This is a genomic window from Tistrella sp. (genome assembly GCF_002684955.1).
Taxonomy (GTDB): Bacteria; Pseudomonadota; Alphaproteobacteria; order Tistrellales; family Tistrellaceae; genus Tistrella; species Tistrella mobilis.
Map to the genome: position 1 here is coordinate 30,687 of NZ_NYWI01000072.1, position 26,910 is coordinate 57,596.

Here is a 26,910-nt window from a genome sequence, read left to right on the forward strand (position 1 = left end):
TATCTTGTTGCTGCGAAGGGAGCCGGCCGCCGGGCAAAGTATCCTCAGGCGACGCTATTGGCCGCCGCAACCTCTGCCGCCGCCTGCACCGATCCCCCGGCGCGATAGAGCCGCCAGGTGATGCCGTCGGCCAGCGCCTCGTAAGAGGCATTGACGACGTTAGCCGAGACGCCGACCGTCGACCAGTGGTCGCCGGCGGTATCGGCACTTTCGATCACCACCCGGGTCACCGCATCGGTGCCGGTGCCGTCCGGGGCCGACATGATCCGGACCTTATAATCGACCAGCCGCATGTCGCGCACCGGCTGATAGGTCTGGGCGATCGCCCGGCGGAGCGCAGTGTCGAGCGCGTTGACCGGGCCGTTGCCCTCTGCCACCGCCATCACCGGCACCCCGCCGACCGAGATCTTGATCGTCGCTTCCGACAGGGTCACCAGCTCGCCGCGGGCATTGTAGCGGCGCTCGTCGATCACCCGGAAGGACAGCAGGCGGAAATATTCCGGCACCTCGCCCAGCGCGCGACGGGCGAGCAGCTCCAGGCTGGCCTCGGCGCCGTCATAGGCATAGCCCATATGCTCGTTGGCCTTCACCTGCTCCAGCAGGGTCGGCAGGCGCGGATCCGACGGGTCGACCTCGATGCCGATCTCGGCGAGCCGCGCCAGAAGATTGGCCCGGCCGGCCTGGTCCGAGACCAGCACATGGCGCTGATTGCCGACCTGTTCCGGGCGGATATGCTCATAGGCGCGCGGATCCTTGAGCACCGCGCTCGCATGCAGCCCGCCCTTATGGGCGAAGGCGGCGGCGCCGACATAGGGCGCATGGATGTTGGGCGCCCGGTTCATCCGCTCGTCGAAGGCGCGGCTGACGCTGGTCAGATGGGCGAGCCCGGCCTCGTCGACCCCGGTCGTATAGCCCATCTTCAGCATCAGGGTCGGCAGCAGGGTCACCAGATTGGCATTGCCGCAGCGCTCCCCCAGGCCGTTCAGCGTGCCCTGGATCTGGCGCACCCCGGCACGGACCGCCGCCAGGCTGTTGGCGACGGCATTGCCGGTGTCGTCATGGCAGTGGATGCCCAGCCGCTCGCCGGGAACGATCGTCGCCACATGGGAGACGATGTCCTCGATCTCATGCGGCAGCGTGCCGCCATTGGTGTCGCAGAGCACCACCCAGCGGGCGCCGGCCTGATACGCCGCCCTGACGCAGGCCAGCGCATAGTCGGGATTGGCCTTGTAGCCGTCGAAGAAATGTTCGGCATCGAACATTGCCTCGGCCTTGACCCGCGCGGCATGGCCGATGCTGTCCGACACCATGCGCAGGTTCTCGTCCAGATCGACACCCAGCGCCACGGTCGCCTGGAAATCCCAGCTCTTGCCCACCAGACACACCGCCTGGACCGGCGCGTTCAGCACCGCGGACAATCCGGGATCGTTCTCGGCCGAACGCCCCGACCGCCGGGTCATGCCGAAGGCCGAGATCCGCGCCCGCTGCATCCGCGGCAGATCGCCGAAGAAGGCGTCGTCGGTCTGGTTGGCCCCGGGCCAGCCGCCTTCAATATAGTCAATGCCCAGCCGGTCCAGTTCACGCGCAATCGCGGCCTTGTCGGCCGCCGTGAAATCAACGCCACGGGTCTGCGCGCCATCGCGCAGCGTGCTGTCGTAAAGATAGATGCGCTCACCGGACATGGGATCGTATTCTCCGTCGATCGGCTGTTCCGGGACATGTCTAGCACCCGGAACCAGCCGATGCGAAACGAAAATACGCAGATCACGCCTGCGACTCGAGCCTGCTCAGGTTCTGAACAGGTCCTTCGCTGCCGCAACATCACCGGACCCTGGAAAAGCGACCTCGTCAATCTCCGCAGCTGCGATCTCAAGATGCTCTGCGAGCACCGCTTTAATCAACGAACGCACGTCCGTCACCGGCATGAGGTCTCGGTTCTGATAAAGCGCCTTCTCTGTCAGGCCCGGCCATTCACCATGGATCCGACCACCATTGATGCGCCCCCCTCCCAGGAAGGCAAAGCCGCCGGTCCCATGATCAGTTCCAGCACTTCCATTGACTCGCACAGTCCGACCAAATTCCGAGACACCGAGGATGACCGTATTTGCCCAGACCTCTTCGCCCAGAGATTCACGCATGCTTGCAAGTCCGTCCGCCAGAGCCCGTGCGGCAACGAACATACGCCCGTCAACAGTCCCCTGATTGCTGTGGGTGTCCCAGCCTTCCGAGGAAATTACTGCAAGGCGGGGACCGTCGGGCCTGGCGAGCATCTTCGCAGCGGAAACGAAGACCTGGATCTGCGGACGGCCATAGCCCAGAGAACCCGTCGCCTGCGCTGCGTCGCGAATTTCGTCCGCGAAGGCCGCAAATCGAGGATCATGACCATAGACTTGGGCCATGCGTTCAATCACATCGCCGGACGGCAACTTGATGTCGGCCGGCGGAATATTAGTCACCCTGGGCGCTCCCAACAGGACAGCGGGCATACCACCGTCAACGGTAACAGCGGACAGGTGACCTCCATGCTGTTTCATGATGCGACCGAGCCAACCACTATCCACTTTCGAGGGATCGCTCATGCCGCTTTCAAGGATCGCCTGGCCATCGAAGTGGGATCGGTCCCGATATTGGGAAGACACCGCCGAAGCGAAGAGAAGTTGCCGGTCATCGTACCAAGGCTTGACCGGCTGGAAGGCCGGGGTGAGACCGAACAGGTCATTAACAGGCAGCACCTGTTCAGGACCGAATGCAAGCTTCCCTCTCAAAGTGGCGTAGTCCGGGTCACCGATCGGCGGCATCACGCCAAGCGCATCAACGGCTCCGCGCATGATAATCAGTATGAAACGCCTCTCAGCAACGACGGACGAAGCCCGAGCACGACCAGCGACAAAGCCGACCCGGAGCGAAGCGAGTGTCGCCGCACCAGTAGCAGCACCATGAAGAAAACTCCGGCGGGACAAGGGCATGGAAGTATTCCTTTCACCGCAAACTAAAATCGGGAGAGGCGGCAATCAGGCTAAAGGCGTCCTTGGGTGTCGGTGCTCCCTTCAGGGTACGGATCACGTCCTGATTAGCCCCATGAAAGTACACCGACAAAGCCTCGTCGACATCGCTGCGCACTCCGAAATGTTGGTACATCCTGCCAGCAAGTCCTGCACGTAATAGCATGTAGCCCGGCGTAAACCACACGTCGCGATCATCGGGCCACCCCTTGGGCGATCGCGCTGCATGCACCCGATGGCCGAGGGTCAATACCGCAGAAGTGATCTCAGTTGCAGCGTCACGGCCCTTCATGCCACACAGGCTTCCAAAGGCCACAGCCCAATCTTCAGGAAGCAAGACCTTCCGGCCACCAGGCTTCCAGCTTGCAGGATGGTCAATCATCACGCTAAGCACGGCAGCCAAACAGCCATCCTCTGCAAGAAACACCTCGGCCATATTTTGGACCAGTTCCTCAGGAGGCCGATCATCAATAAAGTACTTTGCAACTTTATATGAGATAAAACGTGCCGTCGATGGATGGCTTGCGAGAAAATCGAGAAGGTCGTCAAGCTCCTTCTCTCCGCCCTCTGCAATACGATGCTCCATGATCGACTTATCACCAGGCTCATGTCGATCAGATACAAATCGCATATCGAAGGGGGCGTTTCGGTTATAGATCTGAACGACCCATCCAGTAAGTATCTTCGCAGCCTCACGCACGTCGCTCTGAGTATAGCCTCCGGATACGCCGAGCGTGTGCAGCTCCAGAAGTTCCCGCCCCAAATTCTCATTTAGCCCGACATCGCTTCTCGCTGCGGCTGGAGAGTGAGGACCGAAAGACATGTGATTGCTGAGATATACATGCATCATGGGATGGTGCATCACCGCACCCAGCAAATCGCGGAATCTGCCGGTAACATATGGGCGGATGGCCTCCGCCTCATAAATATCAGTCACCCCCCGCAACGTAGCTTGAGCCATGGAAATAGTGAAATGTTCAAAGAAGAAGCGAACAAGTCGCTCGCGAAATGGATCAGGCGTATCAAGAGCAGTCATGACCCGCCCCTCCCGGATGCCGCGCACATATCCGGTAAAAACGCGGTACCAATCCACCTTCTCCCGAGCTCGTTCCTCAGGTGTGGGATATCGGATCGCCCAGCGTTCGCTGAGTTCGGGCAAAACCGTACGGGTAAAGACCGGTCGTTCCGGATCGAGTTGAGCCTTGAGCCAGCCTTTTGGATCACGCCTGACGGCATCAGCCAGATCACGTCGATACCCGGTACCAAAACGGGTCATCGCGAGGGTCGCCTCGGATGAGATCATCACGTCGTCCTTTCACGGCCGGAGGGCCGTCGATAGATGTCCGCGGGGCAAGGGTACTGCACCCGCGTTACCGGACGAAATGGCGATTTCGTGGCAAACTTTTTGTCTTTGTGCGCCCCGGTCCTATCAGCCGCGCTTCCAGCGCGTGCCGTCGGGCCCGTCTTCCAGCACCACGCCGCGTGCCTTCAGATCGTCGCGGATCCGGTCGGCGGTGGCGAAGTCGCGGTTGCGGCGCGCAGCCAGACGCTCGTTGATCAGATGCTCGATCTCGGCCTCGTCGGGGCCGGTCTCGCCGCCCGAGGCGGGGCCGCCGCGGAACCAGGCTTCGGGGTCGAGCCGCAGCAGGCCGAGCGCATGCCCCGCCCCCAGGATCTGCGCCTTCAGCCGGGCCCGTTCGGCCCGATCGGTGGTGCGGTTCGCCTCCCCCACCAGCTCATGCAGATGCATCAGCGCAAGCGGGGTGTTGAGGTCGTCTTCAAGCGCCGCACGCACCGCGTCGGGATAGACGCGGCAATCGCCGTCGGGCTCGATCTCGTCCATCAGCCGCAGGGTGTTGTAGAAGCGGTCGAGCGTCTGCTTCGCCCGCTCCATACCCTCCTGCGTCCAGTCCAGCGGCCGGCGGTAATGGGTCTGGAGCATCAGCAGACGCACCGCCTCGCCCGGCACATGGCCCAGCAGGTCGCGGACGGTGAAGAAGTTGCCGAGCGATTTCGACATCTTCTCGCCGTCGACATTGATGAAGCCGTTATGCATCCAGTAGCGGACGAACAGCGCGCCGTCATGGGCGCACTGGCTCTGGGCGATCTCGTTCTCGTGATGCGGGAAGATCAGATCCTGGCCGCCGCCATGGATGTCGAAGGTCTCGCCCAGATGGGCCTCGGCCATGGCCGAGCATTCGATATGCCAGCCCGGACGGCCGCGGCCCCAGGGGCTGGACCAGCCGGGCTGATCATCGGCACTCGGCTTCCAGAGCACGAAATCGGCGGCATCGCGCTTGTAGGGCGCCCCCTCCACACGGGCCCCCGCCACCATCTCTTCCCGATCGCGACGCGACAGCCCGCCGTAATCGGGCATCGACGGCACGCTGAACAGCACATGGCCCTCGGCCTCGTAGGCATGATCCTTGGCCATCAGCCGGCGGATCATGTCGATCATCTGTGGGATATGCTCGGTCGCGCGCGGCTCGATCGACGGCGGCAGCGCGTTCAGCTCGCCCATATCCTCGTGGAACATCAGCGCGGTGCGGGCGGTCAGGGTCTCGATCGCCTCGCCGCTTTCCTTCGCCCGCACGATGATCTTGTCGTCGACATCAGTGATGTTGCGGACATAGGTGACGCGCGGATAGCTCGCCTTCAGCAGGCGGTAGAGGGTATCGAACACCACCACCGGCCGGGCATTGCCGATATGCGCGCGGTCATAGACCGTGGGGCCGCAGACATACATCCGGATATGGTCCGGATCGATCGGCTCGAAAGCTTCCTTGGCACGGGTGCGGGTGTTGTAGACGGAAAGCGCCATGATGGCTCGTCCTCGGGCAGGCAATCAAAGACGGGCGAACGGCGGAGGCGCCGGCCGGTTGAATCAGGTGGCCGCGGGCGTCAGGCGTCCCGACCCGAAAGCCGGGCCGCGGCACGCGCGGCGCCGATCATCGGTAGCAGCTTTTTCAGCTCCGGTCCATGCTCGGCCGCGGTCAGCGCCAGACGGAGCGGCCTGAAAAGCCCCCGCCCCTTCACCCCCGTCAGGCCCTGAATCCCGCGGGTCCAGGCGCTCCAGGTCGTCTCGTCCCAGGGCTCCGGCGGCAAGGTGTCGCGGGCCGCGGCAAGCACCGCCTGCGACGTCTCGTCGGCCTCGATCCCCGGCGTCACCGGCCCGGCCACGACCTGCCACCAGCGGCCCGCCTCGGCGATCCGCTCGATATTGCCCGCGACGGCATCCCAGAACGGGGCCACCAGATCATCGGGCACGCCCAGCCCGACCAGCCGCGCGCGCACGCCCCCGGCATCCAGACGCCGGATCTGCCGGGCATTCAGCTGGACCAGATCGGCGGGGTCGAAACGGGCGGCCGCCCGGCCGAAGCGGCTGATGTCGAAGCTCGCCACCAGTTCGTCCAGGCCCGCGACCGGTTCGATCGCATCCGAAGTGCCGAGCCGGGCGAGGAAGGCCGCCACCGCCAGCGGCTCCATGCCGTCCTCGCGCAGTTCCGCCACCGCAAGCGAGCCGACGCGCTTGGAAAGCCCGGCGCCGCCGGCATCCAGCAGCCAGGCCAGATGGCCGAAATGCGGTTCGGCGGCCCCCAGCGCATGGAACAGCTGGATCTGCGCCGCCGTGTTGGTGATGTGGTCCTCGCCGCGGATCACATGGGTGACGCCGGTCTCGGCGTCGTCGACCACGGTGGCGAGCGTATAGGTGGGGGCACCGTCGGCGCGGATCAGCACCGGATCGGACAGCGATCCGGCATGAACGTCGATCCGGCCGCGGACCAGATCCTCCCAGGATGTCTCGCGGTCATCCAGCCGGAAGCGCCAGTGCGGCCGGCGGCCGGTGGCCTCCAGCGCCGCACGATCGGCATCGGAAAGGGCCAGCGCCGCACGGTCATAGACCGGCGGCCGGCCGGCGGCCAACTGGGCCGCACGCCGCGCCGACAGCTCTTCCGGGGTTTCGTAACAGGGATAGAGCCGGCCGCAGGCGACCAGGCGTTCGAAAGCGGCGGCATGGCGATCGGCGCGTTCGGTCTGGCGGAAGCTCTCGTCGGCCGGAATGCCCAGCCAGTCGAGATCGGCCAGAACGCCCGCCACATAGTCCTCGCGGCTGCGCTCGCGATCGGTGTCATCGATCCGGAGTTGCATCACCCCGCCATGGGCGCGGGCATAGAGCCAGTTCACCAGCGCGGTGCGGGCATTGCCGACATGGAGACGTCCGGTCGGAGACGGCGCGAAGCGGGTCTTGACGGTCATATGGGCCGATACTCGGTGGAACCAGGGCAGATGGCCGCGCCGGTCCGCAGCCGCGGCGCCGACAGGGCGGCGGCCGGGCCTCAGGCCCGGTCGCGGAAGCGGTTGGTGATCGGATAGCGTCGGTCGCGCCCGAAGGCACGGCCGGTGATCTTCACACCCGGGGGCGATTGGCGACGCTTGTATTCCGCCACATAGAGCAGGCGGGCGATACGATCGACCTCGTCGCGATCCTGGCCCTGCTCCACCAGCACCCGGTGGGGCAGCTCCTTCTCGACCAGGCCTTCCAGAATGGCATCCAGCCGTTCATAGGGCGGCAGGCTGTCCTCGTCCTTCTGATCCTCGCGCAGCTCGGCCGATGGCGGCTTGGCGATCACCCGCTCGGGCATCACCGGCCCGTCGGGGCCGAGCGCGCCTTCCGGCTTCTGGGCATTGCGCCAGCGCGACAGCTCGAAGACCGTTATCTTGTAGACGTCCTTCAGCACCGAATAGCCGCCGCACATGTCGCCATAAAGCGTGGCATAGCCGACCGACATCTCGGACTTGTTGCCGGTGGTCAGCACCATGTCGCCGAACTTGTTGCTCATCGCCATCAGGATGACGCCACGGATGCGCGACTGAATGTTCTCTTCCGTCACATCCGGGCCGCGATTACCGAAGACCGGCGCCAGCATGGTCGAGAAGGCCTGCACCGCCGGCTCGATCGGGATCTCGTCCAGCCGCACGCTGCAAAGTTCGGCACAAAGCGCCGCATCGTCCAGGCTGTCGCGGCTGGTATAGCGGGACGGCATCATCACCGCGCGGACCCGATCCGCCCCCAGCGCGTCCACCGCCACCGCCAGCGACAGGGCACTGTCGATGCCGCCCGACAGGCCCAGCACCACGCCCGGGAAGCCGTTCTTGTTCACGTAATCGGCCAGGCCCAGCATCATCGCCGAGTAGATCGCCTCCAGCACCTCGGGCTCGGGCGACAGCGGGCCAGCCTCGGCCACCACCTCGCCCGCCTCGGTCCGGCGGATATGGGCAGGCGTGGTGCCGCTGATCCAGGCCGGCGCCTGAACCTTCAGCGCGCCGTCGCGGTCGAGCACGAAAGAGGCACCGTCGAAGACCAGCTCGTCCTGGCCGCCGACCAGATTGACATAGGCGAGCGGCAGGCCGGTTTCGTGCACCCGCGCCACCGCGTGGGCCAGACGCTGGTCGCGCTTGTCGACCTCATAGGGGCTGCCGTTGATCACCAGCAGGAATTCGGCCCCGCTTTCGGCCAGGCATTCGGCCGAATCCGGCCGCCACATATCCTCGCAGACCATCAGCCCGACCCGCCAGCCGCGGATCACCACCGGCCCGGCCGGCGGCGCCAGATCGAAGACCCTGAGCTCGTCGAACACGCCATAATTGGGCAGCGCATGCTTGCGCACCACGCCGGTGACGTGGCCACCATCCAGGACATAGGCCGCGTTGTAGAGCTTGCCGCCCTCGGCATGGGGGGCACCCACGATCAGCGCCGGCCCGCCATCGGCGGTCGCGGCCGCCAGCATGTCGAGCGCGGATGCCACCGCGCGCATCAGCGCCGGCTTGCGCACCAGATCCTCGGGCGGATAGCCGATCAGCGACAGCTCGCCGGTGACGCAGAGATCGGCGCCCTGTTCCGCCGCATGTTGCCGTGCCTCCAGCAGCTGCCGGGCATTGCCCTCGACATCGCCGACGACGGGGTTGATCTGGGCCAGGGCCAGGGTCAGAAGCTGGGTCATGTCGGTCCGGATCCTGTCGGAAAGCACGGCACGGAGGGCCGTCAGCGGCGGGGCCGCCGCGACGGCAGCAGGAATTCGCGCCCGACCTTCACGCTCTCGCGCCCATCATACGAGACGATGTCCGCGGTCGCGTAGGTCTCGCTCCACTTCTCGGGCAGGAAAGAGCCGGTGCCGACCACGTCGATCGGGGCTTCGACGCTGCCCATCACCCGGCACTTCTCGGGCCCGAAGCCGCTGGAAGCGACGATGCGCACCTTGTCGAACCCGGCATCGTCCAGGGCGTTCCGCATCTGGAAGATCGCCGCCGCCGAAACGCCGGGGCCGAGCAGCCATTTCAGCTCGGTCTCGCTGCGATAGCGACGGATCGCGTCGGGGCGGTTGCGCTCCAGCGCCGCATAAGACAGCGCCGGATCCAGCCCTTCCAGGAAGCGGCCACCATGGGTGTCGAGCCGCACCGACAGCTTGCCGGCCGCCGCCATCTCGGGGAAGCGGCGGCAGACCGCCAGCGCATCGGTGATCTCGGCGCCGTAATAGTCGACCAGCACGGTCAGCGCATCGCCCGGGAAGGTGTCGACGAACATCTCCGCGGCCCGAAGCGTGGAGCCGGCATAGCCGATCAGCGCATGGGGCATGGTGCCGAAGCCATGGGCATTGCCGAAATGCACCGCGGTCGCATCGGTGGCATTGCCGATGAAGCCCACCGCCCCTTCCGCCTGGGCCGCAGCCGAGCCGACGCTCGCCGCATAGGCCATCATCTCGGCCATTTCGGCACCGGCGCAATGGCGGGCATCCATGGCGAGGAAGGCCGCGCGCGGCAGGGCGACCGCCATGCTCCAGGCGTTATAGGCGGCGACACATGGGGCGCCCAGACGCTGGAGATACACCGTCTCAAGCTCGACCAGCGCCGACATCGGGCCGGTGATGTACATCAGCGGCTCGCCCGCCCCCACCCACGAGCCTTCCTCGTGGCAGGGTTCGATCACGATCTCCACCCCGCGCAGCCGGGCCATCGCCTCGATCCAGTCGATGGCGAGTTTCAGCGTCGCCAGCACCGGGCGGCGCATGAACACGGCATAGGTCACGCTGCGATCGCCGAAACGCTCGACGATGCGCCGCGTGCGCTTGAAGTAGACATCGGTATAGGCGGCGACGAAGTCGTTGGTGGCAGACATGCGCAGCCTCGGCAGTTCCGTGGTGCCGGCGGACATCGCGTCCGCGGATGAGCTGTCGGCAGAAGAGCTGTCGGCAGAGGATGTTCGGGGGCCAGCGGAAGGAATGACGGCGGCCCCGGTCTCCGGGGCCGCCGCATCGGTCCGACCCTTGGGGGTCGCGGATACGGATGTCACCGTGCGGCACCCGCCGCCGCGGCCGGGGCCTGGGGCAGGCCCAGGCGTTCACGACGCAGGGCATCGGCGATCTGGAAGGCCAGTTCCAGGCTCTGTTCGGCATTCAGCCGCGGGTCGCAATGGGTGTGGTAGCGGTCGGCTAGGCCATACTGGTCGATGGCGCGCAGGCCGCCGACGCATTCGGTGACGTCCTGGCCGGTCATCTCGAAATGCACGCCGCCGGCATGGCTGCCTTCGGCCTGATGGACGGCGAAGAAGTTCCGCACCTCGGCCAGCACCCGGTCGACCGAGCGGGTCTTGTAGCCGGTCTCGGTCTTCATGGTGTTGCCATGCATCGGATCGCAGGACCAGACCACCTTGCGGCCCTCGCCTTCGACCTTGCGGACCAGGGCCGGCAGCTTGTCGGCCACCTTGTCCGCCCCCATGCGCACGATCACGGTCAGCCGGCCGGGCTCGTTGGCGGGGTTGAGCGCATCGATCAGGCGCAGCAGCTCGTCCGGATCCATCGACGGGCCGGCCTTGACGCCGATCGGGTTGGCGATGCCCGACATGAACTGGACATGGGCGCCGTCCAGCTGGCGGGTCCGGTCGCCGATCCACAGCATATGGGCCGAACAGGCGTACCAGTCGCCCGAGGTGCTGTCGACACGGGTCAGCGACTGCTCGTAGCCCAGCAGCAGCGCCTCGTGGCTGGTGAAGAAATCGGTCTGGCGCAACTGCGGCGCGGTTTCCGAATTCACCCCGCAGGCGGCCATGAAGTCGAGCGCATCCGAGATCCGCTCGGCCGTCGCGCGGTAGCGTTCGGCCTGTTCGGAGCCGCCGACGAAGGCCAGGTTCCACTTATGCACCAGGTTGAGGTCGGCGAAGCCGCCCTGGGCAAAGGCCCTGAGCAGGTTCAGCGTCGCCGCCGACTGGTTGTAGACCCGGATCAGCCGGTCGGGGTCAGGCTTGCGGGCCGCGGCGTCGAACTCGATGCCGTTGACCATGTCGCCGCGATAGGACGGCAGCGCGACGCCGTCGCGGTTCTCGAAATCCTCCGAGCGCGGCTTGGCGAACTGGCCGGCCATGCGGCCCACCTTCACCACCGGCATGCCGGCGCCATAGGTCAGCACGACCGCCATCTGCAGCAGCACGCGGAACGTGTCGCGGATGTTGTTGGGGCTGAACTCGGCGAAGCTCTCGGCGCAGTCACCGCCCTGGAGCAGGAAGGCCTTGCCTTCGGCGACGCGCGCAAGATGCGCCTTCAGGCGCCGCGCCTCGCCGGCAAAGACCAGCGGCGGATAGCCCGCAAGCTCGGCCTCGACGCGCGCGAGATGCGCAGGATCGTCGTAGGTCGGCTGCTGCTTGATGGGCAGCGCGCGCCAGGCTTGCGGGGTCCAGGTGGCAGGCATCGGGTCTCGGTCCTCGCGGGCGTCGGGATCGGCGGGCCGATCTGGTCGGACGGCTTTACGTGGTGCGTTGGGCGGGACGTGAGCTGGTCACGGAGAAGGCACGGCCGGCACCGGATGCCGGCCGGAGAGACAAAGAGCGGCGGCGGCAACGCGCCCCCCATGGACCGGATCTTCTCCGGCCCCCGGACGGTCGCCGGTTTCGAACCTATACCGCCGCCCCCGGTGGTTTTCAAACAAAACGCGGGCCGGAAGATGATGCAACACCGCCGCACGACCGATCAGTGACGGATGTAATATCCGGCAAGCCGGCTTTGTGCATTGCAACAAATACCTGCGCGTTCAGCCTCTCTGCCGTCTCAATCCTTCACCGGACTGCGCATGGTGACGAATTCCTCGGCCGCACTCGGGTGCAGGGCGATCGTCTCGTCGAACTGCTTCTTGGTGGCGCCGCAGGTGATCGCGACCGCCAGCGACTGGATGATTTCGGCCGCATCGTCGCCGACCATATGGGCGCCGAGCACGCGGTCGCTGGCACCGTCGACCACCAGCTTCATCAGCACCCGGGTCTCGCGGCCGGTCAGCGTGTGCTTCATCGGCCGGAAGCGCGCCCGATAGATCCGGATCGAGGCATACATCCGCCGCGCCGCCTCTTCCGTCAGGCCGACCGTGCCCACCTGGGGGGTGCAGAACACGGCGGTCGGCAGGGTGTCGTAGCGCAGCCGGTAGGTGTTGTCGTTATAGAGCCGCTCCGCCAGCGAGCGCGCCTCGGCGATCGCAACCGGGGTCAGCTGGAAGCGGTCGGTCACGTCGCCCACCGCCAGGATCGAGCGGAGCTGGGTCTCGTAGCGATCATTCACCACGATCGCGCCGTTCTCGCGGATGTGCACACCCACCTCTTCGAGCCCGAGGCCGGCGGTGTTGGGCACGCGGCCGGTCGCGAACATCACCTGGTCGGCCTCCAGCACCTCACCCGAGGTGAGGGTGACGGCGAACCCGTCGGCCAGGCGATCGATGCGCACCGGCTCGACACCGGTGCGGAAGCCGATGCCGCGCGCCTGCATCTCGCCCTCGACGGCGGTGCGGATATCGGCGTCGAAGCCGCGCAGGATCCTGTCGCCGCGCAGCACCAGCGTCGTCTGCGTGCCGAGCGTGGAGAAGATCGAGGCGAATTCCGTGGCGATATAGCCGCCGCCGATGATCACCAGCCGTTCGGGGCGCTCGGTCAGATCCAGCGCCTCGTCCGAGGTGATGACGTGCTCGATGCCCGGGATCTTCGGCAGATAGGCATGGCCGCCGGTGGCGATCAGGATCCGTTCGGCGGTGACGGTGCGCCCGTCGACCTCCACCTCGTGCGGGCCGGTAACCCGGCCGCGGCCGCGCAGCACGGTCACGCCCGAATTGGCCAGCATCGTCTCGTAGATGCCTTCCAGCCGCTCCAGCTCGCGGTTCTTGGTGCGGATCAGCGCGCCCCAGTCGTGGCTGGCGCCCTCGATCGTCCAGCCGAAGCCGCGGGCATCCTCGATCTCGTCGCGGAAATGCGCACCATAGACCAGGAGCTTTTTGGGCACGCAGCCCCGCAGCACGCAGGTGCCGCCCACCCGGCCCGCTTCGACGATGGCGACACGGGCGCCGTATTCGGCTGCGCGCCGCGAGCCTGCGACGCCGCCCGATCCGGCGCCGATGGTGAGCAGGTCGTAATCGTACATGCGTTCGCGTCTCCTGGCGTTCGCGTCCCTGGGTGCGTCGTCGTCCGGCAGGGGCAGACGGGCCGGGACCCGCCCTGCCCCACCGGTCCGGATCAGGCGCCGATGCCGCCGATCAGGGCGTACTTCACTTCGAGGTAGTCCTCGATGCCGTACTTAGAGCCTTCGCGGCCCATGCCGCTCTCCTTCACGCCGCCGAAGGGGGCGACTTCGGTGGAGATCAGGCCTTCATTGATGCCGACGATGCCATATTCCAGGGCTTCCATCACCCGGAACACCCGGCCGACATCGCGGGTATAGAAATACGAGGCCAGGCCGAATTCGGTGTCGTTGGCATAGGCGACCGCCTCCTTCTCCTCGTCGAAGACGAAGATCGGCGCCACCGGCCCGAAGATCTCCTCGCGCGCCCCCCGCATCTCCTGGGTGGTGCCGAAGACGATGGTCGGCTTGTAGAACCGGCCGCCCAGCTCGTGACGGCCGCCGCCGAGCATGACTTCCGCACCCTTCGAGGTGGCATCGGCCAGAAGCTCGTCGACCTTCTCGACCGCGGCGTCGTCGATCAGCGGCCCCAGGACCACGCCCTGCTCCAGGCCGTCGCCGACCTTCATCCGGGCGACGCGGGCCGCCAGCTTCTCGGCGAAGGCCTTGGCCACGCCGCGCTGGACATAAAGCCGGTTGGCGCAGACGCAGGTCTGGCCGTTGTTGCGATATTTGGAGACGATCGCGCCTTCCACCGCCGCATCCAGATCGGCATCGTCGAACACGATGAACGGCGCATTGCCGCCCAGCTCCATCGACACCTTCTTAACGGTGGCGGCGCACTGTTCGATCAGCACCTTGCCGATCTCGGTGGAGCCGGTGAAGGTCAGCTTGCGCACGATCGGGTTGGAGGTGATCTCGCCGCCGATCGCCGAGGCCGAGCCGGTCACCAGGTTCAACACGCCCTTGGGGATGCCGGCCTCTTCGGCCAGCACCATCAGGGCCAGCGCGGTGAACGGGGTCTGCGAGGCGGGCTTGCAGACCATGGTACAGCCGGCAGCCAGGGCCGGGCCGGCCTTGCGGGTCAGCATCGCCGCGGGGAAGTTCCAGGGCGTGATCGCGCCGACGACGCCCACCGGCTCCTTGGTCACCACGATCCGCTTGCCGGCCGAAAAGGTCGGGATGGTGTCGCCATAGACGCGCTTGGCCTCTTCGGCGAACCATTCGATGAACGACGCGGCATAGGCGACCTCGCCCTTCGCCTCGGCCAGCGGCTTGCCCTGCTCGGTGGTCATGATCCGGGCGATGTCTTCCTGATGCGCCATGATCAGCTCGAACCACTTGCGCAGCAGGGCCGCCCGCTCCTTGCCGGTCTTGGCACGCCAGGCCGGCAGCGCGGCATTGGCGGCCTCGATGGCGCGGCGGGTCTCGGCGGCGCCCATCTTGGGCACGCGGCCGATAACGGCGCCCGTCGCCGGATTGTCGACGGTGATGGTGGCGCCATCATCGGCGCCGACCCAGGCGCCGTCGATATAGCACGCCTCGCGCATCAGACCCTTGTGCGAGAGCTGAATCACCTGAAGTCCTCCCTGGAATGTCTCCCACATGCGGCCTGGCTCCGGGGCGACCGCCCCGGGGGTCCGCACGCGAAACTTCGCCGCCCTCCGGGCCGGCCATGGGTTGAACCCGCCCGAATGCGGCATCAGACTATATGGCGGCCGGGGGTGCCGCAAGGAACCCCCACACGCCGTGGACCCTGTTCCGCGGATCATGCAGGGCTGGAGGATCAGGTCATGCGCCCGCACGGCAACCGGAAGACGACGCACCGCATCGCCATGGCCATGCTTGGGATTGCCCTGCTTGCAGGCGGTCCGGCCCTCGCCGCCGGAAACGAGCCGCCGGAAGAGGGCCATCCGCAAGAAGGGCTGGGCCCCAAGCTCGAACGCCTGGGCCGCGCGGCGGACGAGGCCCTGACGAGCCTGCGCGACGCCATCGAAGACCTGCCCCGCTACGCCGCCCCGGAAATCGACGGCGACGGCAATATCATCATGCGCCGCCTGCCCCAGCACGCCGCCCCGCTGGAGGGCGACAAGGCCCCGGACGAACGCGAGGGCGAGAGGCCGGACCGGGGACGGCCGGTGGAGCGGGATGGCGGGGTATGGCTGTAGAGTATAGGTAAATATTCACCGCCACACGAACTGGTTGCAGCTATCTCATAAGTTAAATTCGTTGACGCCTGTATAAATTCAGAAGAAATTGAACCTGAAGATGGATCCTCGGCAACGTCAGGCGTTTCGGCCTGCTGGATGACGATATGCGCGCAGACAACCTGACAGATCCAGCCTATGCGCGGCTTCCCTCAGGAAGAGCCGGGGACTATTTGGAGAAGCTCGTCCTTGATGGCTTCAAACGGGAACTAGATCAGGAAGAAAATGTCGTTCGAAGTTTGCCATTCTTCGCGACATCTATCGGTATACTAATCACCCTGATCAGCCTTGCTATTCACAATTTGCCAACGGCGGATCATGGTCTATGGATAATATTTATCTATGGGATTCTGATACTATTGATCGCAGATATCTTTGCTCTTCTGTATTTTCTTCATCAGGCAATCCGCACACGTGCGTTTGGTTATCCTATGCACGAGGAAGACCTGCTCGACTATGCAGAACGGCTGATATCGTACTATACGCCGACACCCCCGGCCTCACCAGCAGACAGCAACCCTGAGGCGAATACATTGGAGGTCGTCAGGTCGGATACGCCCGGAGGTGATCTTGACGTCCACGCGATCGTGGAGCGTGCCGTTCTGGAAGACCTTCGCAACGTCTTCATAACACAGTTCGCCAAATCGGCCGGAATCAGCCGCCGTAACAATTGGGCACGCCTGAAAGCCCGCAGCAGAGCCTTCCATTTTCTGATCATGGGGTTGGGCTTCGCGCTCGTACTGATCTGCGTTATGCTTTTTCAGAGCATGATCCATGGAGGATCACATGGAAGACATCGCCTCTCTGGCACAGAAGTTGCGCAACCGCGTGATGCGGGATCCGAAGACGGGACAGGTGATGGAGAAGCCGCAGCCGCCACGGATGCGCAAGGTCGTGAAGGGCTTCTGGACTTACGGGGAAGTCCCGGGGGACGTGGAGGACCTCAGACAGGAGAAGAAGACACGATGAGCGGCAAACCCGTATCTCCTCCAGCGACGTCCGAAACCTCGCAGCCCGCCGACGCGGCAAAGCCTGCACCACCGCCGATGAACTGGACCCGGAAGAATGGTAATGATGCAGGCCGTGAGACGAAGTAACCGGCCTCGCTGTCAGCCGCTTTTGGCCAAAGCCGCCGTGATGGTCCCCGCACATTCGCCGAAGCCGATCCGGTAGCCGTCGCAGTCTGCGTGGCCGGACAGGGTGAGCGTGTCGCCATCCTCCAGATAGGTCCGGGTCGTGGCGTCGGGCAGATGCAGGGGGTCGCGGCCGTTCCAGGTAAGTTCCAGCAGGCAGCCACGGTTTTCGGGCGCGGGCCCCGAGACGGTGCCCGATCCGATCAGGTCGCCGGTGCGCATGGCGCAGCCATTGGCGGCATGATGGCAGAGTTGCTGGACCAGCGAGAAATACATGCGCCGGTAGTTGGTTCGGGTGATGACGGCCTCGGTGCCAACAGACGTGCTCAGCCTTGCGGTCAGGTCGATGTCGAAATGCGCCGGCCGGCCCGCATCGTCCAGATAGGGCAGCAGCGGCAGATGCCGCGCGGGGGCGGCGCAGCGTGCCGCCGCCAGCGCCTCGCGGGTCACGATCCAGGCGCCGATCGAGGTGGCGAAGCCCTTGGACTGAAAGGGCCCGAGCGGCCGGTTCTCCCAGCCCTGGATGTCGCGGGCCGACCAGTCGTTGAGCAGCACATAGCCGAAGATCATTGCCTCGGCCTCGGCCAGGGTGACGGGCTCACCCGGCCGGTTGGGCAGGCCGACCACCGCCCCCAGTTCCAGTTCGAAATCCACCCGCGCCGAGGCGGCGAAAACCGGCATCGTCGCACCGGCCGGCAGAACCTGGCCAAGCGGCCGCCGGACCGGCGTGCCCGAGACCACCACCGTCGAGGCCCGGCCGTTATAGCCGACGGGGATATGCACCCAGTTCTCGGCCAGCGTGTCGGCGCCGCGCAGTGCCATGCCGGCATTGCGGGCATGGTCTTCGCTCGAGAAGAAATCGGTGTATTCGGCAACCGTGAACGGCAGATGCAACTGCACCTCCGTCAGCGGCACCAGCGCCGGACGCAGCTGCGGCGCTTCGGCCGCACCGGCCGACAGCAGGCCGGTCAGCCGCTGCCGCAGGGCCGACCATGCCGCCGTCCCCGCGGCCATGAAGCCATTCCAGGACGGCTGATCGAAGACCGCCGGCAGACCGTCGAGCAGGCCCGCGCGCTGCAGCCGGGCCAGATCCAGCACCTGATCGCCGATCGCGGTGCAGCAGCGCGGCGCATCTCCGCCACGGCTGAACACCCCGCAGGGCAGGTTGTTGAGGGGAAAAGAAGTCTCGGTCTGGTTCGCGCTTGCGACCCAGCTTTCCAGACGCCCGGACATGTGTAGCGGTTTCCTTCAGTCTTGACCGGCGGTCTTCCGGCCGGCAGTGGAGATCCCGCCGGTGATGAACCGCACCAGGTGCTCGCGCATCTCGTCGCGCGCCAGGATCGAGCAGCCGCCGTCCGACAGACGCTCCACCCGGCGGCCGTCATCGCGCTGGCTGACCGAGATCAGCACCGTGCCGACCATGAAATTGTAGAACCAGCAGACTTCGGCGTGATCGAGGTCGGGCGCCGCCGCCGCGATCGCGGCGATATAGCGCCGGGCCATGCCGTCCAGCTCTTCGGCGATCAGGTTCGAGGTCCATTCGGTCGGCATCAGCCGGTTCTTCAGGATCAGATTGGCGAGCAGCCCGCCCTCGGCCGGCGTATCCTCGCGGAAATAGCCGCTGACGAAGCTTTCGACGATCTGGCGGATCCGGACCCGACGCCCCGCGGCGCGGGCCTCGGCCTCCAGCCGGTCCAGCTGCTCCAGCCGGTATTCGGCGCTCCGCCGCGCCACCTGACGGAAGACATCGACGGCCAGATTGTCCTTGGTGCCGAAATGATAGTTCACCGCGGCCACGTTCAGCCCGGCGCCGCGCGCGATGTCGCGGGTGGTGACGGCATCGACGCCGCGCTCGCTGATCAGCATGCGGGCGACCAGCCGGATACGCTCCTTCGGCCCCTCGGCCGGCTGACCCTGTCCCTGGGCTTCCATCTCGGTCATCAATCGGTTCCGGTCGCTCTCTTCACCACACGTGCATAGGCATTGGACGATCCGGCAGCGGTATCGCGGCTTTCCGCCACCCGTTCCGCAATCTCGCCGAAGGCCCGGTCCAGCTTCTCGCGCAGCCCCGCCTGATCGACACCGATCAGCCGGCTGTCGCGCTTCACCACCCGGCCGTCGACCAGCACGGTCACCGCATCGCCCGGCCGTGATTCCAGCAGCAGCATCGCAACCGGGTCGCCCATCGGCATCATATTCAGCCCGCCGGTCGCGAACAGCGCGATATCGGCCCGGGCGCCCTTGCGGAGCGTGCCGATTTCTCCGCCCATCCGCATCGCACGCGCCCCGCCCTCGGTGCCGAAGCGCAGCGCATCGCGCACGGTCAGCCCGATCCTGTCGGGTACGATGCCCTGATCCAGCACCTTCTGATTGTCGATCGCGCGCGCCGTCTGCAGGGCCAGACGCATCTGGGTCAGCATGTCGCCGCCGATATTGGAGGCGATGTCGACACCGAAGCTGGGCAGCCCGCCGGCTTCGATCAGCCGGTTGGTCACCGGCCAGCCCATGCCCATCTGCATCTCGGTCTCGGGCGTGATCGACAGCCCGCCACCCGAGGCGACCAGCCGCTCCAGCTCGTCATCGCCGCACATATTCGCATGGACATGCAGCATGTCCGGCCCCAGACGGCCGCGGCGGTCGAGATCGGCAATGCCGTGGGGCGAGCCGAAAGTGCCGACATGCAGCGTGATCAGCGCGTCGTGGCGCCGCGCGAAGGCCAGCTCCCGATCCGTCACATCCGGCCCGACCAGGCCGAATTCGGTGAGGGCGACGCCGAAATCGAGCAACGGCCCCGCGGTCGCTCGAAAGCTCTGCGCCACCTCTTCCGCATGGCGCAGGCGATCGTCATGGCTGGCGAAGGCCCGCTCGCGCGCCGGCACGTCGTAAAAGCCATAACAGAACACGCCGCGGATGCCGGCATCGGTCAGCCCCTGGATCGCGGCTTCGGCATGCGCGGGGCTGTTCATCAGATGCGAGAAATCGCAAAGCGCGGTGACGCCGGTGTCCAGCGCTTCGAGCGCGCCGGCCAGATTGGCCAGATAGATGTGCTCGGGCGTGTAGGCGGTGGCATAGCCGACCCGGATCTCGCGCACATAATCCGCCAGTGACCAGTCGGCCGCCACGCCGCGGATCGCCGTCTGCCAGACATGGCGATGGCTGTCGACCATGCCGGCCACCGCAATCGCCCGATCCCCCTCGATCACCTCGGCATCCGGTGCCTGGATCCCGTCTTCGACCGCCGCGATCCGGCCATCCCGCACCAGGATGTCGGTGGTACGCGGGCGCGTCTGCGGCGGCAGATCCGGATCCGCCAGATAGACATTCCTGATCAGGATCTCGTTCGGCACGGCGGCGTCCTCCCTTCAGTTCGTTGAACCGAACCATAGCCCCAGCACCCGCATCAAGCAAGTGATCCAATCATATGATTCAAACAAGCGCTTTACATCTGCCGAAGCGTCGCCTACCAATTCCCCAAGGCAGACGGACGCCTGCTGCACATCGGCCCGATCCGTCGAAGACCGACCACATCCAAAAAGACAGGGGGAGGACTCATGAGGTTTCCGCGCATCGCGGCCGTCCTGGCCGCTACGCTGGTCACGGCAACGCTGACGACCGGCACGCCCCGGGCCGCAGAGGTCATCGATCTGAAATTCGCCGTCTTCACGCCCGAGCAGGAGATCACCTATCAGCAAGCGATCAAGCCCTGGGTCCAGGCGGTGGAAGACGCCTCGGGCGGCCGGGTCCGGATCCAGCTTTTCCCCGGCGGCACGCTCGGGCGCGACGGATCCAAGCAGATCAAGATGCTGAACGACGGCGTCGCCGACATCGCCTTCATCATCCCGGCCTACAATCCGGGGCTGTTCCCGGACAACTGGGTGATCGAGCTGCCCGACACGTCTCAGACCGCAAGCGAAGGCTCGGTCGCCTTCTGGCGGATGGTCGACAGCGGCCGGCTCAGGGGCTATGACGGCTTCGAGGTGCTGAGCATGGTCGCCACCTCGCCCTATCTGCTCCACGGTAACAAGCCGATGAACCGGGTTGCGGACCTGAAGGGCCAGAAGATCCGGATCGCCGGCAAGCTGGAACAGCAATGCGTCGAGGCAGTGGGCGGCGTGCCGGTCGGCATGCCGATCACCAAGATCCCCGAAAGCCTGAGCCGCGGGATCATCGATGCGACCCCGATGCACTATGCCGCGCTCTACGCCTTCGGCATTTCCAGTGCCACGAAATACCACTACCACGCGGCGCTGGGCTCGATGCCCTTCGGCTTCGTGATGACCCGGGAGCGGTTCGAGGCCCTGCCCGAAGACGTCCGGAAGGCCATGCAGGCGGAGGGTGGCGAAAAGCTGGCACGCATCTTCGGCGCCGCCATGGATGCCGAAAACGCCCGCCGGCTGGCGGAGACCGAGGCGGCGCCCGGGCAGACGATCGTGATCCCGACCGCCGAAGACGCAGCCGCCTGGTCGGCGGCGATGGCCGGCTGCTCGGACAGATTCGTTGCGGAGCAGGAGAACGGACCGGCGCTCGCCGCGGCCTTCAAGGCCGAACTCGACCGTATCCGCGCCGAATGATCCGGCCGGTGATCCCCCGGGAGCGGAGCGTCTGACATGACCCTCGACCGCCTCGACGGGCTCAACGTCGCCTGCACGCGGCTCATCGCGCTGGCAGGCCTCGCCGCCCTGTTGATCATCGCCATCGCGACCCTGGCCGATGTCGGCGCGCGCTGGCTCGCCGATGCCCCGATCGCCGGGGTCTATGATCTCTCGACCCTGTTCATCGCGGTGGCGATGGCGGCCTGTTTCCCGGCCGCCATCGCCAGCCGGCAGAACATCAAGGTCACCTTCCTGGCCGACCGGCTGCCGCGGCGGGCGCAGCTCGCCTGCGATCTCTTCGCCGAAATCATGACCCTGGTCTTCTTCACCCTGCTCGCCTGGCAGCTGGTGGTCTACACGCGGGAGCTGATCGACAGCGGCGAGACCTCGTTCATCCTCGAGGTCGGAATCGCCCCCTGGTGGGTGGCCGCCACCGCTCTCTTCATGCTCTGCGTGCCGGTGCAGCTGGTGGTGGTCGCCACGGCGCTGCGCGACCTCGCCACCGGCGACACCCACCGTCTTGCCGCGCATCAGGGAGAGGTCTGATGGATCCCTTGACCACCGGCGCGCTCGGCCTCGCCCTGATGTTCGCCCTGATCCTGGTCCGGGTGCCGATCGGCATCGCCATGGGCATGGCCGGCTTCATCGGCTATGCGATCCTGGGCGGGGTGAAGCCCTCGCTCAGCATCCTGGTCTCGGAGCCGGCCGGGATCATCGCCAATTACGAATTCGCGGTCATCCCGCTCTTCCTGCTGATGGGCAGTTTTGCGACCGCCGGCGGCCTCTCGGCCGAGATCTACCGTCTGGCCCATGCCTTTGTCGGCCATCGCCGCGGCGGGCTCGCGATCGCGACCATGGGCGGCTGTGCACTGTTCGGTGCGGTCTGCGGCTCGTCGCCCGCCACGGCGGCGACCTTCGGCCGGGTGGCCCTGCCCCAGATGCTGGACCGCGGCTACGCCCCCTCCTTCGCCACCGGCTGCATCGCCGCCGGCGGTACGCTCGGCGCCCTGGTTCCGCCCTCGATCATCATGATCATCTATGCGGTGCTGGCGCAGGTCTCGATCCTGGACGTCTTCGTGGCCGCCGTGATCCCGGCGATCATCGCCGTCGTCTTCCACGGCATCGCGATCACCGTCTATACCCGCTTCGTGCCCGAAGCCGGACCCGCGGGCCCTCGGACCGGCTGGGCGGAGCGGTGGAAGGTGCTGCGCGAAAGCTGGGCGGTGCTGGTCCTGCTGATCGCCGTGATCGGTGGCATCTATGGCGGCATCGTCACGGTGAACGAGGCGGCCGCGGTCGGCGCCTGCTTCACCCTGTTCCTGGCCCTGCTGCGCCGGCGCCTGAGCTGGGGCAGCTTCCTGCATGCGCTGGGCGAGACCGCCACCAACACGGCGGTGATCTATCTGATCATCTTCGGCGCCTCGATCTTCTCGTATTTCTTCACGATCAGCGGCGCACCGCAGGTGCTGGTCTCGACCATCGGCGCCATGGAGGTGCCGCCGCTGGTGATCATCTTCGCGCTGCTGGTGATGTATCTGGCGCTGGGGGCCGTGTTCGAGACCGTCTCGGCCATGCTGATCACCCTGCCCTTCGTGCTGCCGCTGGTCGTCTCGCTCGGCTACGACCCGGTCTGGTGGGCGATCGTGAACATCGTGGTGATCGAGCTCGGCATGATCACGCCGCCGATCGGCCTCAACGTCTTCGTCCTCAAGGGCGTCGCCGGCAACATCCCGCTCGGCACCATCTTCCGCGGCGTCTCGATCTTCGTGGTCTCGGATCTGCTGCGCCTGATCCTGCTCGCGGTGTTTCCGGTGCTGTCGCTCTACCTGCTCACCTCCTGAACCCTTCCCGCTCCCCGGATATGGAAAACGCATATGCTCAAACCCATTCGCCGCATCGTCACCACCAACACGGCCGAAGGCCGCTCGCGGATCCTCTCCGACGGTCCCTCGCCGCATGTGCTGGAAACGGCAAGCCATCGCGGGCTGATCGATCTCTGGGCCATGGCCGAGGGCGGCCCGGACACCGCCACCCCGGACGGCGCCGATCGCCCGGTGGTGCTGGCACCCGCCCGGGGTGGCAACACCTTCCGGATCTTCCAGCTGCCGCCGGCCGGTGTCGGCGAGAACGACCGGGTGCTGTCGGCCGATGTCTTCGCCCGCATGGGGGCGAGCGATGCCCATGATGCGGATGCGAAACATCCCAACATGCACTGCACCCGATCGATCGACTACATCGTCCTGCTCTCGGGCCGGGTGAAGCTGATCCTCGACGAAGAGGAAACCATCCTGGAGCCCTTCGACGTGGTCATCCAGCGCGAGACCAACCACGCCTGGCAGAACCTGTCCGACCAGCCGGCGCAGCTGATCGCGGTGCTGATCGACACCTCATCTGGAACGTGATGCCGGCTCAGGGACGTGATGCCGGTGGCTGTGACGGCGTGCCCCGACGGGCGCGCCACCAGCCCGCCAGCCGCTCGCGGCCGCCGATCACGAACACGAAGAAGCCGGGCACGAAGAAGATCGCCAGAAGCGTGGCCGTGACCATGCCCCCGAAGACGCCGGTGCCGATGGCCCGCTGTGTTTCGGCACTGGCACCGCCTGCAAGCATCAGCGGCACGACGCCCAGGCCGAAGGCGAACGACGTCATCAGAACGGGGCGCAGGCGCAGCCGGGCCGCGGTCACCGCCGCCTCTGCCACCCCCATGCCGCGCCCGTGCAGCTGGCGGGCGAATTCCACGATCAGGATGGCGTTCTTCGCCGACAGGCCGATGACCGTGATCAGGCCGACCTTGAAAAACACATCATCCGGCATGCCCCGCAGCATCACCGCAGCCACCGCGCCGATCAGACCCAGCGGCACCACCAGCATGACCGGGAGCGGAATCGACCAGCTCTCGTATAGGGCGGCCAGAACCAGGAACACCACCAGCATCGACAGGGCCATCAACAGCGGCGCCTGGGCAGCCGACATGCGCTCCTGCAGGGACTGACCGCTCCATTCGACCAGGAAACCGGGGGGCAGCTGCGCCGCCAGCCGCTCCATTTCGGCCATGGCGTCACCGCTGGAGACACCGGGCGCAGGACTGCCGGAAATGCTGGCGGACAGGCTCCCCTGATAGCGCTGCACCTGCAGGGGCAGATCCTGCCAGACGGGCGTGACGATCGTGGACAGCGGTACCATGCCGCCATCGGCATTGCGCACGGTCAGCTTCAGCACATCATCCACCTGCATGCGGGCGGCAGCGTCTGCCTGGATGATCACCTGCCGCAGGCGGCCTTCATGGGGGAAGTCGTCGACATAGAGCGAGCCCATGGCAGCCGACAGGGTGTCGCCGATCGCGGCGAACGATACCCCCAACGCCTCGGCCTTCTGGCGGTCGATGTCCAGGCGGACGCCGGCCCCGGCCGGCAGGCCATCGGCATAGACATTGGCAAGCCGGTCGCTCTGCCCTGCCAGCTCCAGCAGCCTGGCCGTCGCCGCCTCCAGGGCGTCATGCCCCCGACCGGAGCGGTCGAGGAGACGCAGGCTGAAGCCAGAAGACGTGCCCATCTCGTCGATCGCCGGCGGCAGAAGGCTCGTCACCGTGCCGTCGGTGATATCCGCCATCGCCTCGTCGACACGTCGGGCCTCGTCGGCCGCCGTGGCGCCGCCGCGCCGGTCCCAGTCGCTCAGCATCGCGAAGGCCTGGGCCGTGTTCGCCCCCGACCCCGAGAAACCGAAACCCAGGATGACCATGTTCGAGGTAATCGCCGGCCGGCCGGCAAGATGGGCCTCCAGGCGCCGGACGACATCGAGCGTGCGTTCGCGCGTGGCATCCGCAGGCAGCTGAACCGAAGTCATGAAATAGCCCTGATCCTCTTCGGGCAGAAATGCGGATGGCAGGGTGCGCAGGGCCAGAACCAGCAGCACGGTGATCGCCACGAAGGCCAGCATCACCCGTCCGCTGCGCCGCACGACCGCGACGAGACGGGTTTCATAGGATCGGGTCATGTGATTGAAGCGCCGGTTGAACCAGCCGAAGAAACCCCGTCGGTCATGCGCACCCGGGCCGACCGGTTTCAGAAGCGTGGCACAAAGGGCCGGCGTCAGACTGAGGGCCAGGAGGGCTGAAAACAGGATCGACACCACCATCGACAGGGCGAACTGGCGATAGATCACCCCGACCGAACCCCCGGCCAGGGCAATGGGAATGAACACCGCCGTCAGCACCAGGGTGATGCCGATCACCGCACCGGTGATCTCTTTCATGGCCTTGCGGGTGGCGTCGCGGGGCGACAACCCTTCGGTCGCCATCAGCCGTTCGACATTCTCGACCACCACGATCGCATCGTCGACGATGATGCCGATGGCCAGCACCATGCCGAACATGGTGAGCACGTTGATCGAGAACCCCGCCACCAGCATGACCGTGAAGGTGCCGAGCAGCGCAATCGGCGCCACGATGGCCGGGATCAGCGTGTAGCGGAGATTCTGGAGAAACAGCAGCATCACCAGGAACACCAGCACCATCGCCTCGATCAGGGTATAGATGACCTTCTCGATCGAGATCTTGACGAAAGGGGCCGTGTTGAACGGGGTGGCGACGCTCATCCCCGCCGGCATGCTCTGGCTCAACGTGTCGAGCCGCGCCTTGACGGCGGCGGCGGTCCGCACCGCATTCGCCCCCGGGGAGAGCTGGACGGCGGCAAGCGTCGCGGGTTTGCCGTTCTCCCGGTTCGCGAAGCTGTAGGTCTGAGCGCCGGTCTCGATCCGCGCGACATCGCCCAGCACCACCCGCGAGCCGTCGGCCGCGGCACGCAACACGATGCGGGCAAAGGCGTCCGGCGTCTGCAACTGCCCGTCCACCGTCAGGGGCACGCTCACCCGCTGCCCCGGCACGGCCGGCGCGTCGCCCAGCCGCCCGGGGGCGATGCGGGCATTCTGCTGCAGGATCGCCGCCGACAGATCGGTCATCGACAGGCCGAATGCGATCAGCCGCGACGGATCGACCCAGATGCGCAGCGCCTGTTCGGCGCCGAACAGCTGCACCCGGCCGACACCGTCGATGCGGCGCAGCTCCTCGATCACATTGCGGGCCAGATAATCGCTCAATTCCGTCTCGTCGAACCGGCCATCCTCGGATTTCAGGCTGATCAGCATCAGAAAGCCGGAGGTCGCGGACTCGACCGTCAGACCGTTCTGGCGAACGGCCTGCGGCAGGCGGGGTTCGACGGCCTTCAGCCGGTTCTGCACATCCACCTGCGCCAGTTCCAGATCGGTGCCGGGCTTGAAGGTGACGGTGACCTGCGCCGTGCCCGAACTGTCGGCGGATGATTCGAAATAGAGCAGGTTCCTCACGCCCGACAGCTCCCGCTCGATCGGAACCAGAACGGAGTCGTTCATCGTCTGCGGGCTGGCGCCGGTATAGGTGGCATAGATGCTGACGGTGGGCGGGGCCACCGAGGGATAGCGGGCGATGGGCAGCCGGGGCAGTGCAAGCACGCCCGCCAGAATGATGAACAGTGCGACCACCCAGGCAAATACCGGGCGATCGATGAAGAACTGCGGCATGA

20 protein-coding genes are annotated in these 26,910 nt (G+C 66.2%); 6 read left to right on the top strand and 14 right to left on the bottom strand.

Going from position 1 to position 26,910, the window contains the following annotated elements; genetic code table 11:
* Positions 1-44: 44 nt before the first annotated feature.
* The 10 genes from cimA to CMO28_RS22900 form a co-directional block, all read right to left on the bottom strand.
* Positions 45-1,682 carry a citramalate synthase gene (gene cimA / locus CMO28_RS22855; RefSeq protein ID WP_296717472.1) on the bottom strand — a complete coding sequence of 546 codons (1,638 nt, stop codon included), beginning with the start codon at positions 1,680-1,682 and terminating at the stop codon, positions 45-47.
* A gap of 105 nt (positions 1,683-1,787) precedes the next feature.
* Positions 1,788-2,966 (bottom strand): DUF1501 domain-containing protein, encoded by a 1,179-nt coding sequence (locus CMO28_RS22860; protein WP_296717475.1) that lies wholly within the window; start codon positions 2,964-2,966, stop codon positions 1,788-1,790.
* 13 nt (positions 2,967-2,979) lie between these two features.
* Positions 2,980-4,305 carry a DUF1800 domain-containing protein gene (locus CMO28_RS22865; RefSeq protein ID WP_296717479.1) on the bottom strand — a complete coding sequence of 442 codons (1,326 nt, stop codon included), beginning with the start codon at positions 4,303-4,305 and terminating at the stop codon, positions 2,980-2,982.
* A 126-nt stretch (positions 4,306-4,431) separates the two neighbouring features.
* A complete protein-coding gene (cysS, locus tag CMO28_RS22870) occupies positions 4,432-5,823 on the bottom strand; it encodes a cysteine--tRNA ligase (RefSeq protein ID WP_296717484.1) in 1,392 nt (463 codons plus the stop codon).
* Between the two features lie 80 nt (positions 5,824-5,903).
* The gene (gene gltX / locus CMO28_RS22875) at positions 5,904-7,259 is read right to left on the bottom strand and encodes a glutamate--tRNA ligase (protein WP_296717488.1); all 1,356 of its coding nucleotides are present in this window, start codon (positions 7,257-7,259) and stop codon (positions 5,904-5,906) included.
* 80 nt (positions 7,260-7,339) lie between these two features.
* On the bottom strand, positions 7,340-9,004 hold the full coding sequence (locus CMO28_RS22880) for an NAD+ synthase (RefSeq protein WP_296717493.1): 1,665 nt from the start codon (positions 9,002-9,004) through the stop codon (positions 7,340-7,342).
* 41 nt (positions 9,005-9,045) lie between these two features.
* The gene (locus CMO28_RS22885; protein ID WP_014745815.1) at positions 9,046-10,176 is read right to left on the bottom strand and encodes a nicotinate phosphoribosyltransferase; all 1,131 of its coding nucleotides are present in this window, start codon (positions 10,174-10,176) and stop codon (positions 9,046-9,048) included.
* A gap of 170 nt (positions 10,177-10,346) precedes the next feature.
* The gene (locus tag CMO28_RS22890; protein ID WP_014745816.1) at positions 10,347-11,741 is read right to left on the bottom strand and encodes a class II 3-deoxy-7-phosphoheptulonate synthase; all 1,395 of its coding nucleotides are present in this window, start codon (positions 11,739-11,741) and stop codon (positions 10,347-10,349) included.
* A 356-nt stretch (positions 11,742-12,097) separates the two neighbouring features.
* The gene (gene gor, locus CMO28_RS22895) at positions 12,098-13,447 is read right to left on the bottom strand and encodes a glutathione-disulfide reductase (protein WP_296717501.1); all 1,350 of its coding nucleotides are present in this window, start codon (positions 13,445-13,447) and stop codon (positions 12,098-12,100) included.
* 92 nt (positions 13,448-13,539) lie between these two features.
* The gene (locus CMO28_RS22900) at positions 13,540-14,997 is read right to left on the bottom strand and encodes an NAD-dependent succinate-semialdehyde dehydrogenase (RefSeq protein ID WP_416370981.1); all 1,458 of its coding nucleotides are present in this window, start codon (positions 14,995-14,997) and stop codon (positions 13,540-13,542) included.
* Between the two features lie 219 nt (positions 14,998-15,216).
* On the opposite strand from CMO28_RS22900, the gene CMO28_RS22905 reads away from it, so the two are divergent.
* Together CMO28_RS22905 and CMO28_RS22910 are read left to right on the top strand one after the other, a co-directional pair.
* Positions 15,217-15,591, top strand: coding sequence for a hypothetical protein (locus CMO28_RS22905; RefSeq protein ID WP_296717510.1), 375 nt, complete (start codon positions 15,217-15,219; stop codon positions 15,589-15,591).
* Positions 15,592-15,737: 146 nt separating this feature from the next.
* The gene (locus CMO28_RS22910) at positions 15,738-16,727 is read left to right on the top strand and encodes a hypothetical protein (RefSeq protein ID WP_296717516.1); all 990 of its coding nucleotides are present in this window, start codon (positions 15,738-15,740) and stop codon (positions 16,725-16,727) included.
* A 12-nt stretch (positions 16,728-16,739) separates the two neighbouring features.
* On the opposite strand, the gene fahA is transcribed toward CMO28_RS22910, so the two are convergent.
* Genes fahA through CMO28_RS22925 form a run of 3 tightly spaced genes read right to left on the bottom strand, consistent with a single transcriptional unit; the run spans position 16,740 to position 20,110 of the window.
* On the bottom strand, positions 16,740-17,996 hold the full coding sequence (gene fahA / locus CMO28_RS22915; RefSeq protein ID WP_296717521.1) for a fumarylacetoacetase: 1,257 nt from the start codon (positions 17,994-17,996) through the stop codon (positions 16,740-16,742).
* Between the two features lie 15 nt (positions 17,997-18,011).
* A complete protein-coding gene (locus CMO28_RS22920) occupies positions 18,012-18,704 on the bottom strand; it encodes a TetR/AcrR family transcriptional regulator (RefSeq protein WP_062769829.1) in 693 nt (230 codons plus the stop codon).
* The gene (locus tag CMO28_RS22925) at positions 18,704-20,110 is read right to left on the bottom strand and encodes an amidohydrolase family protein (RefSeq protein ID WP_296717526.1); all 1,407 of its coding nucleotides are present in this window, start codon (positions 20,108-20,110) and stop codon (positions 18,704-18,706) included. The genes CMO28_RS22920 and CMO28_RS22925 overlap by 1 nt, the downstream gene beginning before the upstream one ends.
* 204 nt (positions 20,111-20,314) lie before the next feature.
* On the opposite strand from CMO28_RS22925, the gene dctP reads away from it, so the two are divergent.
* The 4 genes from dctP to CMO28_RS22945 are packed head-to-tail and all read left to right on the top strand — an operon-like array spanning position 20,315 to position 23,757.
* Entirely contained in the window at positions 20,315-21,334 is a 1,020-nt protein-coding gene (gene dctP, locus CMO28_RS22930) for a TRAP transporter substrate-binding protein DctP (RefSeq protein ID WP_296717529.1), read from the top strand.
* 36 nt (positions 21,335-21,370) lie between these two features.
* Positions 21,371-21,901, top strand: a complete 531-nt coding sequence (locus tag CMO28_RS22935) for a TRAP transporter small permease (protein ID WP_296717533.1) — start codon at positions 21,371-21,373, stop codon at positions 21,899-21,901.
* The gene (locus CMO28_RS22940; RefSeq protein ID WP_296717535.1) at positions 21,901-23,196 is read left to right on the top strand and encodes a TRAP transporter large permease; all 1,296 of its coding nucleotides are present in this window, start codon (positions 21,901-21,903) and stop codon (positions 23,194-23,196) included. Before CMO28_RS22935 ends, CMO28_RS22940 begins: the two co-directional genes overlap by 1 nt.
* A gap of 33 nt (positions 23,197-23,229) precedes the next feature.
* Positions 23,230-23,757 carry a cupin domain-containing protein gene (locus tag CMO28_RS22945; RefSeq protein WP_062769843.1) on the top strand — a complete coding sequence of 176 codons (528 nt, stop codon included), beginning with the start codon at positions 23,230-23,232 and terminating at the stop codon, positions 23,755-23,757.
* A 7-nt stretch (positions 23,758-23,764) separates the two neighbouring features.
* Here CMO28_RS22945 and CMO28_RS22950 read toward each other — a convergent pair whose 3' ends face one another.
* A complete protein-coding gene (locus tag CMO28_RS22950) occupies positions 23,765-26,908 on the bottom strand; it encodes a multidrug efflux RND transporter permease subunit (protein WP_296717539.1) in 3,144 nt (1,047 codons plus the stop codon).
* Between the last annotated feature and the right edge of the window lie 2 nt (positions 26,909-26,910).